This is a genomic window from Chitinimonas koreensis, from assembly GCF_014353015.1.
In the GTDB taxonomy this organism is placed as follows: Bacteria; Pseudomonadota; Gammaproteobacteria; order Burkholderiales; family Chitinimonadaceae; genus Chitinimonas; species Chitinimonas koreensis.
Genome location: NZ_CP060704.1, coordinates 1,846,631 through 1,858,767, shown reverse-complemented (window position 1 = coordinate 1,858,767; position 12,137 = coordinate 1,846,631). Strand labels below are relative to the sequence as shown.

The following is a 12,137-nucleotide window of genomic DNA, read 5'->3' as shown; positions in this document are numbered from 1 at the left end:
CTTGTCATGGGCATCCGACATCTGCAACTTGCTCAATTTCCTTGAGCATTGCATTGCATGACTGAACAACCTCCGCCTTCTTTTGATTTATAGGGCCAAAATGCTTTCGATTCACTCGCAGCATGATCATCACATATTCAGTTGCAAATGCAGGGCATGCCTTCGTAAATCTCTGATAGTCTGCACCGGGACCCGATCCAATAATTTCCTTATTCTTTATTTTCACCCCTTCTTTGAAAACATCCAGAAGACATGCACTTTCGTTTTCCCGATATTGATCCGACAATCTTTTCAGCCAAGGTGAAACATTAAATGAGTCATAGCTAGTTTGGAACAAACCGGCCTCTGCGTTGCTTGCGGTTGGATGGGCAACCGTTGTATCTCTGCCTTCTGTCGTGTTGCCGGAGCTCTCTCGCATTCCAAGACCTAGAGCCAACGTATAAGTTAATCGCTGCCTATCGTTGCTAGACTGTCCATTCAGGCCATACCAAGCCAGTGCATCTTTATTATCGCCTTGCAATTCCTGTCCAAACACAGCCACGGCCGTATCTTCTTTCTTCTTTAGCTCGCAATATGACTTCGCATACGTCAATGCCACGCCCTTGACGTAGCCAATAGGTGCCTTGCCCCTGTTTTTCCACATGTATTTTGAGCACGGGGACTTTGAAACCAAGTCACCCACTTTCTTTGAAATATCTCCGTCGGCTACAGGCATAGGTGCAGCGTGAACAGAGATCGCCACGGATATGACTGCCACATATGCATTTTTTGCAAACATCGCAAAACTCCTATTTCTGACTGAATGAGATGTGCACAAGACCCTATAATTCCACTGGCACAGCAATGGTCTTGGCGACAGGAAAATGAGCGACCAGCTAACTACGCATTCATTCCGTACCCGACAAGGCAGCAGCAATAATCTCCAGATCGAGACAGGTCGATTGCACTTCCGTCCCGGCAAGGCTAAGCATGATCTGATTTCGACCACGCCACACTATTTTTCGTATAGCAATCTCAGTTGCCGCATAACGAATCAGAAACGGCGTTCCGCCGCTATCGACAGCCAATCCAGAAATACTTATCAAGTATAGGAAGCTTGATCGTTACATGTGCAATACCAGAAGGTTACGCAGTCAACAGAGAAGGTAACTCGGTCCGCAGGAAGCCTTGCCCAAGAATGCCGGCACTTACCACCGGTGGATCGCGATCGATACGATCGAACATAGTATCGGTGTAACGGTGCAGGCCACGGCGCGCTACCGATGGGCACCGACTGCAGCTCGACGGCAGCTTGCCGTCGAACATCAGTTCGCAAGTTGCGTGTTATTACCCTACATCAATATGGCTCAGCTGCCTTACGCCACTTCAGCAAACTCGGCCGCCCTCCCCCAGCATCACATTGCCTACGGCATCGCTCACCACTAGTGCAAGGATTTCTTCGTCGAGCCGGTAGGCACTGCCAGCATCGAACTACTGTATCAGCAGCGTCGGCACCACCCGCGTGCGTCGACCGCGCAGACCAGCGTATCGAAAGGGATTCCGGACAGGTACGGGTACGCCGGAAATGGTCGAGCAAGCGGAAATCTTCGTTGCCACGATGCATTCTGAATTCATGCTAGCCACGTGAGATGAATTCTGAATACCTAGCCCTACGGCATTTTCGTCCCACGTACTTCGCCAGCGGCTCTATTCTTTCGCTGACGATAAAACATGGTCCATTCGAATTGCAGAGCGACTAACAAGCCGGTACACAATACGACCAAGGGCAACCAAAACGTTATGTAGATTAGCAACTGCGTATCCCAACTCCGAAAGAATGGTGCGTCATCGCTCGGCCCTGCCAAATAGGCTTTGGTTCGGAAGTAGAACCACAATGCAGAACCCAATACAGCGAAGGCTATTTGACCGACGCCATAAGTTGAAACGCCCGTTGGCGCATTTTCGTTTCCATCCAATCGCGCGAACCAGCTTCGAATTCCAATTCCCAGGAGAAACGCAGCCACGGCCCCGACTATCGGGCCAAGCACGAGCCCCAGGATGACACCAAGGATGTCGCTGCTCTCCATGATCGTCATGGCGACGTACACCGTGGTAGAGGTTGCCAATGAGAATGCAGCTAGTGCCCCAATTACCATGACGATCATTTGTGTGCGAGTCATCGGAATATCCATCCAGCGTCCTGATTAGGGGCTAATCGGCCTGCGCGACCGTTCGCGCCAGCTTAGTCAACATGCGGAGAGCCATCGGGGTTCTATTCACGCGAACTCATTTGTGTACGTTGTGAAAGCGCGTCGAGTATAGGCAGTAGGAACGCCATGCGCATAATACCCGCACGAACGGTCGCTGAAGTCGACTGCGGCCGGCCTTTTCTGCAGCGCGTGGAAGAAATCAAGGCGCGCTCCACGCTTCGCCATGCCATGCCTTGGCTACAAGCCTCCAAGCGAGGGCGCTACGCATGCAGCATGCGGAACCTTGGCTTATCTTGTAGTGACCATCAACGATGCGGGAAAAGCATGAAACTGCTCCTCACCTCCGCCGGCATCAGCAACGCGAGTATTCGTAATGCGCTGGTCGACCTCCTGGGCAAGCCGATCGCCGAGGCGAGCGCCCTTTTTATCCCGACGGCCATCTATGCCTTGCCCAATGGCGGCGATATCGCAAGAAGGGTGATCAATGGATCGCTGGGCGATCCGTTCTGCGAATTGGGGTGGAAGTCCCTGGGCCTGCTGGAGCTCACCGCGCTGCCCAGCATCAAGCAGGAACTCTGGATGCCCATGCTGCAGGAGACCGATGCCCTGCTGGTCGGCGGCGGCGATTGCCAATACCTGAGCTACTGGATGCGGCAATCCGGACTGGCAGACCTGCTGCCGTCGCTATTGCAAAAGACGGTCTATGTGGGGCTCAGCGCGGGGAGCATGATCATGACCCGCTTCGGCACGACCTACGGTGGCCATACGCTGCCGGCCGATAGCGATAAATCGTTGGGGTTACTCGATTTTGCCATTTTGCCGCATCTGGATTATGAAGGGTTTCCAGACAATTCCATGGCTAATCTGGAGAAGCTGGCTGCCACGATATCTGTGCCGTCCTATGCAATTGACGATCAGACGGCTATTAAGGTGATGGATGGCACCGTCGAAGTCGTTTCCGAGGGGCATTGGAAATTACTTAGGCAAGTTGCGATACCCTGAAACCGGTTGCAGATTTGAATGCGGCTGATACCGCGTGGGCACATAAAACGTGCCCACCCTACCCGGCTGTAAATTGGAACAATTATCGCGTGGGCATATGAAACGTGCCTATCCTACCTAGTTTTTACGCTCTCTGCCCGGCACCGATGACCACGCCATCTTCGATCTGCAGCAGCAAATGAATGGAATGACTTGCCTCAAGCATTACATGTTCACTCTTCCGAATCCGTTCCAATCCCTGCTTGGAAAGGTCCGATAAATTCTGAGCTGTGGTGGTATTCTTGTCCTCAAGGGATCTTTTGCGTGATTTGAGCGTCTCTCTTCTATTCCAAATTGAATCAATAGAAGAGATTTCTGTTTGGATTTTATCTCGGCCGTACGGACCAAGCCTGACAAACGCCAGAATTGATTTTTGGATACTCTCTTTACGAGCCGTCTTCAGATGCAGGCTTCCGGGGAAAAGTGTCAGAACGTGCCAAGCCGCGATCCGTGTCTTTAAACAAACCGCAATGTCCTGTGCAAGCAGATCAAGTTCGTTCAGTTTCATTCCAATACCTCTACAAATTTCCTGTGTACCCCATTTACTGTCTTCAACCTTTGCGTCAGCTTTTTGCCGATACTCTGCTAAAAGGTGTTCCTGAATCTCAATCAGATCGCGCTCGCAAGATTCCAGCTGATGCCTGGTCGCTTCCGAAAGTTCACCACGCTGTAGGACCGCGTAGACCTGACCGAGGTATTCATAAGTGCTGCTAATGCGAGCCTTTCGTTGGTTGTCCAGGAACTTTGATATTGCAGTCACACCTTTCTTGATTTCTTCCAGCTTGCTGCTGATATCCGCTAAATGCTTTTGGGCAACCAATACAGAGGCTATCTGCCAGATTGCGGCGGCATTGATCATGCTTTGAAGGTTGTTCACGTCGAACAGTCGAGCCTGCTCCTTGATGCCAGTGGGTCCCACGACGAAGGCACGGAGCCCATTACCGTCAGCGGCCACGACCAGATTGCCATTGACGACAACTTCCATGAGTTGCTTGCCAGAGGCTTGTTGAGCCACCAACAAGGATGGCGCAGCTTGCAACATGGGGCTAAGGCGATCGATAACTACCTTACTACGTGCATCTAACGGCTTCACCGACCCGAATTCATTAGGAGAGACGATATGTTTGATAGTTACCATTGGCTCTCTTGGACTTGTTCCGATGACGATTGCATTCGGACGCGCTAATTGTTCAGTTGCGGCTTTTGACGAAATAGCAACCGGTGCTAGTGTAGTCGGCACAACGTCCGCCACTTGCTGCCCAAGCTTACTGCGCCTACGCAGGAGCATCATCACTACAAGCGCAAGTATCACGACTGGAATCAGCCATAAGAAATCATAAATGTCCATGAGCTATTCTTTTTAGGTGAGAGGGTGTCCATGAGAATTTTTACATGAGAGGCGTGAACCGGCTTACCACAGCGAGCCCTATCGGTGGATGGGGTTAGGCTAAGCGCCTTTTTCAACTTCCGTCCGAAAATTAAAGAGAAGGCGATCCAGCTCCCACCCATTGAATCCCGCCTCTTGAGCAACACATAGATAGAAATCTTCATGCTCTTCATAGTGACCTTCCCCAACCAAGGCGTCCGAGTAGTGGGCTTCGGCTTGGTTCATCTCTACTTCGTCCAAATAGGGCTAACATTGACCGAAAAGTTAGCCAAAATTTAGAAGCCAACAATAAATGAAGGAATGGCAAGTGGTGGATATGCGCGCAACGTACACAGGACAAGAGTGAACCAAATAGCTGCAAGCACAATTGCAACATATATTGGAACCCTGCTAACCGAGTAGCGGCTCATAATAAGTCTATTAATGAAACCGTCTCCATTGCATTTTAGCCTATCGCGAACCATCTTTTCATAGATATGTATCTCATCATGGAAGAGTTGGAATTTATAACGACGCCCACTCTTTCGGGCATCCATACTCCGGAGCAACTCGCCCTCAATTTTATGGAGAGCTTGCTCCCAATATTCTTGCCAGAATTTAGCTCCGGCGGCCATTTTAATTTGAAAAAATGAAACCAAGAATCCAGCGAGGCAAACCATAAAGCTAACAATAGGCTTTTGGTGTGACGACTGAATTAGCCCAGCAAAAAGCACACCTTGAAATATCATGAAAAAGTTGTTTCGTTGAACCAACATTGAGATTTCGAAATTTCTGGTTTCAAGTGTTGTCTTAAATAGTGCCTTAAGTGCGGAAACATCTGGGTGTTCCTCGTTTTGATCCGATGAGTTGTTGACTACAACACCAACACCAACAGCAATTGAATTGCCGGGCTGTTGATTCTCATCCTTTTCTAGTTCAGCCATTAAATGATCCTTCGAAGTGCCTAGCGTAAATTGGACTGCACTCAGTGCAGCATGATAATGCCAACTACCGCATAACAAACTCGACACTGTTCACTGCCAACCATCTGTGGCCAAGCCAGAGTCCACATTAAATATAGGCAGATTGGATAGCTTGCACGCAATCAATCGGCACTACGAATAGGTTACACAGCACGTAACAAACCCTCTCCATTTGGTAGCAGCTCACGAGCGATCGCCCCGCACCATACGACTCAGCCGCAACTCCTCCTCGGCAAACTCCACCATCTTCCGCGCCAGCTTCACATTGCCCATCGCATCATCCACCACCAACGCGAGGATTTCGTCGCCGAGGCGGTCGCAGCTGCCACCGTCGAATTGCTGCGACAGCAGTGTCAGCACCGCCCGCGCGCGGTCGAGGGCGCAGACCAGCGCGTCGTAGGGGATGCCGGGCGGCGCGGCGGACGAGGGCGTGAACAGGGATTCGGGCGTGTAGAACGACGGCTGATCGGCTTGCATGGTTTTCCTCGTGGTCGTTGTGATTGTTTGGAATCGGCCACCTGGCCGCTATTGCAATGAGGTCCGGGAGCCAGAGCGGCGCTCGCCGCCTACGGCGGCATTCCGCTAGCCGTCGAGCCTTGCGCCCTCCCCTGCCCGGCCGGCTGCGCACGGATCGAGCAGTTCGCCGATCACCGCATCGAGCTGGCCGGCCAAACGCATCAGCAAGTCCCCGCAGTCGAGCGGATCGCTCGGTCCCGGTTCGTGGCAGTGGTCGATCAACAAGGCGTACTGCCGCAGCAGGAACGCGATCTCAGCCAGCTTGCCGATCTGCAATGGAAAGCAGCCGGGCGGATCGAGATCAGCCATTTGGAGCCATGTCGCAGCGGTGCAGCCAGTTCATGCCCAACTCCATCCACGCCCACCACTACCAACGCCGCTTGCCGGATACCACCGGAAGCCGCATTTCTCCTACCTGATTCCTATTTCGTGGATCATATATTACAAATTGGGACTATAGTCCCACAAGGAGGATTTTTGTCCGTGGTTTGATGGCCCCATAGGTATCAGCCTTAGCACCTATGGAAAGCCGTGATTACGAAACGCTGCGACGCGATATTTCGCACAACCTTAGGCGCCTGCGCCGCGACGCCGGGCTGTCTCAGGAAGAACTCAGCCTGCAGGCCGGGTTGGACCGAAGCTATGTGAGCCGAATCGAACGCGCGGTGGTCAATCCTTCGCTCATGGTGCTCGCAACCCTGGCATCCACCCTGAATCGCGACGTCATGGAACTGCTGGCCCCATCGGCCTACAAGCTCTAGCCAAGCACCGCAAACGTCGGGCGAACAGGCAATCCACCTACCCCGGCCACCACCCACATTGAACGCGCAACCGCCATCCAAACCCCGGGCAACCCCGTGTTCTCGCACCTCTTCATCGGCATCACCGACTTCGACCGCGCCTTCGCGTTCTACAGCGCCCTGATGGACTGCCTCGGCATCGAGCCGCGCTTCTGCGACCGCAGCCGCCCCTGGGCCGGCTGGCAGACGGCCGGCGGCCCGCGCCCGCTGTTCCTGATCGGCCGGCCCTACGACCAGCAGCCGCACCAGCCCGGCAACGGGCAGATGGCCGCCTTCATGGCCGAGCGCCGCGCGCAGGTCGACGAGGCTCACCGGCTCGCGCTGGCCCACGGCGGCACATCGGAAGGCCTGCCCGGCCTGCGGCCCGAATATCACCCGCATTACTACGGCACCTATTTCCGCGATCCGGACGGCAACAAGCTCTGCGTCGTCTGCCATGCGCCGGAAGACTGAACCCGCATAGGGCATATCTGCATCAGACGGAATGGCCCGCGACGCGGCCATCGACCAACGAGGAAATCACATGCAATCGACTCAGATCCTGCCGTCGTCGCCCGACGGCCAAACCAACCAAGCGATCACGGTGGGCCTGTTCTTCGGCGGCCGCTCCGCGGAGCACGCCGTTTCGCTGCGGTCGGCAGCGACCATCCATGCGGCGCTGCGCAGCGCCGGCTACCGGGTCGTGCCGATCGGGATCGAACGCTCCGGCACCTGGCGCCACATGCCCTTGACGGGGGAGACGTTCCATCGCGATGTCGACCCGAATGCCTGCGCGGTCGCGCTGGCGCCCGGCGGCGCCGGCCAGCTGATCGCCCGCGACGGCGCGCCCGATGCAGGCGGACTGCCGCGTATCGACGTCGCCTTCCCCGCCCTACATGGGCCGTTCGGCGAGGATGGCTGCCTGCAAGGGCTGTTCGAGACCTGCGGCGTCCCCTACGTCGGCGCGACCGTGCTGGCCGGCGCCCTCACGATGGACAAGGAGGTGACGAAGCGTCTGCTGCGCGATGCCGGCCTGCCCGTCGTCCCCTACCACCTGCACGTCGCGGGCAAGCCGACGCCCACCTGGCAGGCCCTGAGCGGCGACCTCGGACCGCGGCTGTACGTCAAGCCGGCATCGCTCGGCTCGTCGATCGGCACCGCGCCGGCGGACGACGAGGCGTCGTTCGCACGGGCGCTGGCGGGCGCGCGCGAACACGGCGAGAAGGTGCTGATCGAGCGGCGCATCGTCGGCCGCGAACTCGAATGCGGCGTATTGGAGACCGCCCAGGGGCCGGTGGCGTCGGTGGTCGGCGAGATCATGACCGGGACCCAGGATGCGTTCTACGACTACGACACCAAGTACGCCGACAACAGCCCCGCGACGGTCGAAGTCCCGGCGCAACTGACGGCCGAGACCGCCAGCCGCATCCGCGCGATGGCGGTCGAGGCATTCCAGACGCTGAGTTGCCGCGGGCTGGCGCGCGTCGATTTCTTCCTCGGCGAACAGGGCGAACTGTTCATCAACGAGGTCAACACGCTGCCGGGGTTCACTTCGATCAGCCTGTATCCCAGGATGTTCGAAGCCTCGGGAATCAGCATCGACAAGCAGGTGACGCGCCTCGTCGAACAGGCGCTGGCGCGCGCCTGAGCGCCGCGCTTCCAGGCCCTGCACACCGCCGCGCAGGACGGGCTGATGAAACGCGCCCGTCCCGCCGGCCCCCGTGGACTTCTTCATGAATCGCGCCGCCCGACCGCTCCGGATCATCCGCTATGCCTGGGCCGCACCTTGCTCGGCGGTCGGCCTCGTGCTGGCCGGCCTGGCGCTGCTGCTCGGCGGCACGGCGCGGACCCGGTCGGGCGTGCTCGAGGTCGCGCTGCGGCGCGATGCGCGCGCGGTCGATTTTCCCTTCGGCGCCATCACCTTCGGCCATGTCGTGCTCGGGCTGAACGAGCCGATGCTCGATCGATTGCGTGCGCATGAATTCGTGCATGTCGGCCAATACGAGCGCTGGGGGCTGGCCTTTTTCCTGGTCTATCCTGTTTCCAGCCTGTGGCAATGGCTGCGGGGCGGAATCCCTACTGGGACAATCATTTCGAAATCGAAGCGCGGGATGCGGACAAGCAGCAAGAAAGACGTCGGTATACCGGGCAATGAATTTATGCCGTGCCGAGAACCAGGCCTTGAATACCTGGATTCCGAATGGCGCTCATCCATCCAGGTCGAAAAGAAGAATCTGATGCGTCGAATGTACGTTCTTGCTGCAACACTGTTCGTCCTGATTTCCGGCCATATGGCCGAGGCGGCCCCCATGGAACTCCCGAACGAAGTGCACGAAAAAATCGTCCGGCTCTCGAAGGCCGGCGATGCGCTCGTCGAGAAAAGCCAATACCGGGCAGCCGTCGAAAAATACATCGAAGCGCTCCAGCTCCTGCCCGAGCCGATCACCGATTGGGAAGCCTGTACCTGGCCGCTGACGGCCATCGGCGATGCCCATTTCCTGGCGGGCAGCCATGAATATGCACAGAAGGCGCTATCCGATGCCATGCATTGTCCCGGCGCGGTCGGCAATCCATTCATCCATATGAGACTGGGCCAGGCGCAGTTCGAGCTCGGCAATATGGATCGGGCCGCAGATGAACTCGCCCGAGCCTATCTGCAGGAGGGCAAGAAGCTCTTCGACGGTGAGAATCCAAAATACCTTGCGTTCATCAAAACCAAGCTGCAGCCCCCGCCAGGCGGATGGCCGTCGGGATGGTGAGGTTGTGATCCAAACGACTCGATTCGAGTTTATCTCCCGATCTCTGGCCTAAATATGGCCCGGAGATCTCGATGGTCCCCCACTTCCTTCAAATCATGAAAATCAAAACAATCCCCACCATTCTCGCTGCCCTGCTGCTCGCCGGCTGCGGAACACCCATGGCTCAATTCGCCAGAACGGCAGCGCCAGCGAATCCGGGCAAGGTGCAGTTCCTGACGCAAGGCGGCACCTATGCCACGATTTCGATATACAAAGATCCGGTCGAATGCAAGGGCATACAGCGCCTGGCTTTCTTCTCCACCGGGGTGAACGATACGATCTACGTACCCTACGACAAGTATTTCACCTTCAGCATCCACGCCAATTCGTCCGGCGCGCAAAAATACGCCATAGGCATGTATTCGGTTCCGTTCAATTCCGGTGAAATGAGGGTGAACATCTCCTATGGCCCGGATGCGATGCACACCAGCATCGAGGTTCGCGATCAATCTTCCGGTTGGCGCGCAGCAAGCGGGGTCGTAAAGCGCCAAGTCGTGACCCCATTTCTCGAGTCGGGCGCCTGGTGCACGCCCTCCGCGGAAATCTCCTGACTCGACCCATTCTGTCACCCTCTCGAACAGCGGCCGGCTCCATTTCCTGTTAACGTCATCCGGCGATTCGCAAACACCAAACGGAGGGATGAAAAATGAGCTTTATCTGGTTCCTGATCGTGGGCCTGGTCGCAGGCTGGTTGGCCGGCCTGCTGGTCAAAGGCGGCGGCTTCGGCCTCATCGGCAATCTGGTGGTCGGGGTGGTCGGCGCCTTTCTCGGCGGCTTCCTGTTCCGCGTCTTCGGGGCATCGGGCGGCGGCGGCCTGCTGGGCAGCATCATCGTGGCGACCATCGGCGCGGTCGTGCTGCTGTTCCTGGTGCGGTTGATCAAGCGCTAGCGGCCGATCCTCCGGCAGGGAGCAATCCAATGTCGGCTTCCATCGCGCTCATGAGCGAGGTGGAAGCCGATGCCGTTTCTAGCTTCGCTGCCATTCCCCCTCTCCCACCGGGAGAGGGCCGGGGTGAGGGAGCGGCCGTGGAGCGCTCCACAGCCGACATTTACTTCTGGATCGTCGCTCCCTCACCCCTGCCCCTCTCCCGGTGGGAGAGGGGTTCCAAGCGGCATCTCTCCACTCCGCTCCGCATCTGCATCTTCATCAATCCAGCGTCCGCCTGAACCGCTTCAACCCCACCGCCATCACCACCGCGATGAACAGCAGCAGCGGCCACACATTCGGCCACAGCTCGGCCGGCCCGCTGCCCTTGAGCATCACGCCGCGGATCAGCCGCAGGAAATGCGTGAGCGGCAGCGCCTCGCCGATCACCTGCGCCCAGGCCGGCATGCCGCGGAACGGGAACATGAAGCCCGACAGCAGCATCGAGGGCAGGAAGAAGAAGAAGGTCATCTGCATCGCCTGGGTCTGGTTGCGCGCGATGCTGGAGATGGTGATGCCGACCGTGAGGTTGGCGGCGATGAACAGCAGCACGCAGCCCAGCAGCAGCACCAGGCTGCCGACGAAGGGCACGGCGAAGATGAAGCGCGCGGCCAAGAGGATCACCGTCACCTGCACGTAGCCGATCAGGATGTAGGGCGCGATCTTGCCGACCATCACCTCGAGCGGCCGCACCGGCGTGGCCAGCAGGTTTTCCATGGTGCCGCGCTCGACTTCGCGGGTCACCCCGAGCGCCGTCATCATGATCATCGTCATGGTCAGGATCACGCCCATCAGGCCCGGCACGATGTTGTACTGGGTGATGCCCTCGGGGTTGTAGCGGCGCTGGATGCGCAGCTCGAACGGCGTCTCGCCGGGCCGCAGCGGCGCCAGCGGGCCGGCCAGGTCGTGGGCCAGCGCGGTGTTGGTGAGCTGCTGCACCGCGGCGATGGCGTTGCCGGTGGCCGAGGGGTCGGTCGCGTCGGCTTCGAGCAGCAGCGCCGGCCGCTCGCCGCGCACCAGGCCGCGCTCGAAGCCGGCCGGGATGGTCAGCGCGAACTGCGCCTCGCCGCGCGCCAGCGCGTCGGACGCCTCGGCGGCGCTGGCGTCGGCGCGCAGCACCTTGAAGTAGCCCGAGTGCGTCAGCGCCGCCAGCAGCGAGCGGGTGAAGGTGCCCTGCTCCTCGGCCACCACCACCGTCGGCAGCCCTTTCGGATCGCCATTGATGGCGAAGCCGAACAGCGTGAGCTGGATCAGCGGGATGCCGATCATCATGGCGAAGGTCAGCCGGTCGCGCCGCAGCTGGATGAATTCCTTGAGCATGATGGCCATCAGGCGGCCGGGGCTGAAGCTGGCGTGCATGGTGCGTCCTTCGTTGCGTTTCTATGTCGCCGGGCTGTCGTTCCTGTAGGTCGGAATTCAGGGGCTGCCCCGTTCTATCGGGCATCCCGACAGCACCCTTGGCAAAGATCGCCGTCGGAATGAATTCCGACCTACCCCGGATGCGCGGCATGATTCCTTGCACACGCGTCCTCGCCAGACG

The 12,137-nt window shown here is 57.7% G+C and carries 15 protein-coding genes; 7 read left to right on the top strand and 8 right to left on the bottom strand.

The window, feature by feature from the left end; translation table 11 throughout:
* Positions 1–4: 4 nt before the first annotated feature.
* A complete protein-coding gene (locus H9L41_RS08145; RefSeq protein ID WP_157462000.1) occupies positions 5–778 on the bottom strand; it encodes a hypothetical protein in 774 nt (257 codons plus the stop codon).
* Between the two features lie 871 nt (positions 779–1,649).
* Positions 1,650–2,171 carry a hypothetical protein gene (locus H9L41_RS08140; RefSeq protein WP_157461999.1) on the bottom strand — a complete coding sequence of 174 codons (522 nt, stop codon included), beginning with the start codon at positions 2,169–2,171 and terminating at the stop codon, positions 1,650–1,652.
* A 342-nt stretch (positions 2,172–2,513) separates the two neighbouring features.
* On the opposite strand from H9L41_RS08140, the gene H9L41_RS08135 reads away from it, so the two are divergent.
* Entirely contained in the window at positions 2,514–3,191 is a 678-nt protein-coding gene (locus H9L41_RS08135; protein ID WP_028446486.1) for a Type 1 glutamine amidotransferase-like domain-containing protein, read from the top strand.
* 124 nt (positions 3,192–3,315) lie between these two features.
* On the opposite strand, the gene H9L41_RS08130 is transcribed toward H9L41_RS08135, so the two are convergent.
* The 5 genes from H9L41_RS08130 to H9L41_RS08110 all read right to left on the bottom strand — a co-directional run bounded on the left by H9L41_RS08130 (position 3,316) and on the right by H9L41_RS08110 (position 6,404).
* Entirely contained in the window at positions 3,316–4,578 is a 1,263-nt protein-coding gene (locus H9L41_RS08130; RefSeq protein ID WP_157461998.1) for a hypothetical protein, read from the bottom strand.
* A gap of 99 nt (positions 4,579–4,677) precedes the next feature.
* Positions 4,678–4,842, bottom strand: a complete 165-nt coding sequence (locus tag H9L41_RS08125) for a hypothetical protein (RefSeq protein WP_187523751.1) — start codon at positions 4,840–4,842, stop codon at positions 4,678–4,680.
* Between the two features lie 50 nt (positions 4,843–4,892).
* Complete coding sequence (locus H9L41_RS08120; RefSeq protein WP_157461997.1) at positions 4,893–5,540, bottom strand: RipA family octameric membrane protein; 648 nt, start codon at positions 5,538–5,540, stop codon at positions 4,893–4,895.
* Positions 5,541–5,762: 222 nt separating this feature from the next.
* On the bottom strand, positions 5,763–6,056 hold the full coding sequence (locus tag H9L41_RS08115; protein WP_051319062.1) for a hypothetical protein: 294 nt from the start codon (positions 6,054–6,056) through the stop codon (positions 5,763–5,765).
* Positions 6,057–6,161: 105 nt separating this feature from the next.
* Entirely contained in the window at positions 6,162–6,404 is a 243-nt protein-coding gene (locus H9L41_RS08110) for a hypothetical protein (protein ID WP_028446484.1), read from the bottom strand.
* A 212-nt stretch (positions 6,405–6,616) separates the two neighbouring features.
* On the opposite strand from H9L41_RS08110, the gene H9L41_RS08105 reads away from it, so the two are divergent.
* The 6 genes from H9L41_RS08105 (at position 6,617) to H9L41_RS08080 (ending at position 10,561) form a co-directional block, all read left to right on the top strand.
* Positions 6,617–6,856 carry a helix-turn-helix domain-containing protein gene (locus tag H9L41_RS08105; protein ID WP_084300304.1) on the top strand — a complete coding sequence of 80 codons (240 nt, stop codon included), beginning with the start codon at positions 6,617–6,619 and terminating at the stop codon, positions 6,854–6,856.
* A gap of 96 nt (positions 6,857–6,952) precedes the next feature.
* Positions 6,953–7,348: a VOC family protein gene (locus H9L41_RS08100; RefSeq protein WP_028446482.1), complete on the top strand. Its 396-nt coding sequence runs from the start codon at positions 6,953–6,955 to the stop codon at positions 7,346–7,348.
* Between the two features lie 70 nt (positions 7,349–7,418).
* On the top strand, positions 7,419–8,522 hold the full coding sequence (locus H9L41_RS08095; RefSeq protein WP_051319061.1) for a D-alanine--D-alanine ligase family protein: 1,104 nt from the start codon (positions 7,419–7,421) through the stop codon (positions 8,520–8,522).
* Positions 8,523–8,607: 85 nt separating this feature from the next.
* Positions 8,608–9,633, top strand: a complete 1,026-nt coding sequence (locus tag H9L41_RS24455; RefSeq protein ID WP_265583962.1) for a tetratricopeptide repeat protein — start codon at positions 8,608–8,610, stop codon at positions 9,631–9,633.
* A gap of 71 nt (positions 9,634–9,704) precedes the next feature.
* A complete protein-coding gene (locus tag H9L41_RS08085; protein ID WP_028446479.1) occupies positions 9,705–10,223 on the top strand; it encodes a hypothetical protein in 519 nt (172 codons plus the stop codon).
* A 95-nt stretch (positions 10,224–10,318) separates the two neighbouring features.
* On the top strand, positions 10,319–10,561 hold the full coding sequence (locus H9L41_RS08080; RefSeq protein ID WP_028446478.1) for a GlsB/YeaQ/YmgE family stress response membrane protein: 243 nt from the start codon (positions 10,319–10,321) through the stop codon (positions 10,559–10,561).
* A gap of 258 nt (positions 10,562–10,819) precedes the next feature.
* On the opposite strand, the gene H9L41_RS08075 is transcribed toward H9L41_RS08080, so the two are convergent.
* Positions 10,820–11,956 (bottom strand): ABC transporter permease, encoded by a 1,137-nt coding sequence (locus H9L41_RS08075; protein WP_028446477.1) that lies wholly within the window; start codon positions 11,954–11,956, stop codon positions 10,820–10,822.
* Positions 11,957–12,137 lie beyond the last annotated feature (181 nt).

Bases quoted from the DNA above. Each gene is read 5' to 3' on its own strand.
- H9L41_RS08145 (WP_157462000.1), bottom strand. From the start codon at position 778: ATGTTTGCAAAAAATGCATATGTGGCAGTCATATCCGTGGCGATCTCT.
- H9L41_RS08140 (WP_157461999.1), bottom strand. From the start codon at position 2,171: ATGGATATTCCGATGACTCGCACACAAATGATCGTCATGGTAATTGGG.
- H9L41_RS08135 (WP_028446486.1), top strand. From the start codon at position 2,514: ATGAAACTGCTCCTCACCTCCGCCGGCATCAGCAACGCGAGTATTCGT.
- H9L41_RS08130 (WP_157461998.1), bottom strand. From the start codon at position 4,578: ATGGACATTTATGATTTCTTATGGCTGATTCCAGTCGTGATACTTGCG.
- H9L41_RS08125 (WP_187523751.1), bottom strand. From the start codon at position 4,842: ATGAACCAAGCCGAAGCCCACTACTCGGACGCCTTGGTTGGGGAAGGT.
- H9L41_RS08120 (WP_157461997.1), bottom strand. From the start codon at position 5,540: ATGGCTGAACTAGAAAAGGATGAGAATCAACAGCCCGGCAATTCAATT.
- H9L41_RS08115 (WP_051319062.1), bottom strand. From the start codon at position 6,056: ATGCAAGCCGATCAGCCGTCGTTCTACACGCCCGAATCCCTGTTCACG.
- H9L41_RS08110 (WP_028446484.1), bottom strand. From the start codon at position 6,404: ATGGCTGATCTCGATCCGCCCGGCTGCTTTCCATTGCAGATCGGCAAG.
- H9L41_RS08105 (WP_084300304.1), top strand. From the start codon at position 6,617: ATGGAAAGCCGTGATTACGAAACGCTGCGACGCGATATTTCGCACAAC.
- H9L41_RS08095 (WP_051319061.1), top strand. From the start codon at position 7,419: ATGCAATCGACTCAGATCCTGCCGTCGTCGCCCGACGGCCAAACCAAC.
- H9L41_RS24455 (WP_265583962.1), top strand. From the start codon at position 8,608: ATGAATCGCGCCGCCCGACCGCTCCGGATCATCCGCTATGCCTGGGCC.
- H9L41_RS08085 (WP_028446479.1), top strand. From the start codon at position 9,705: ATGGTCCCCCACTTCCTTCAAATCATGAAAATCAAAACAATCCCCACC.
- H9L41_RS08080 (WP_028446478.1), top strand. From the start codon at position 10,319: ATGAGCTTTATCTGGTTCCTGATCGTGGGCCTGGTCGCAGGCTGGTTG.
- H9L41_RS08075 (WP_028446477.1), bottom strand. From the start codon at position 11,956: ATGCACGCCAGCTTCAGCCCCGGCCGCCTGATGGCCATCATGCTCAAG.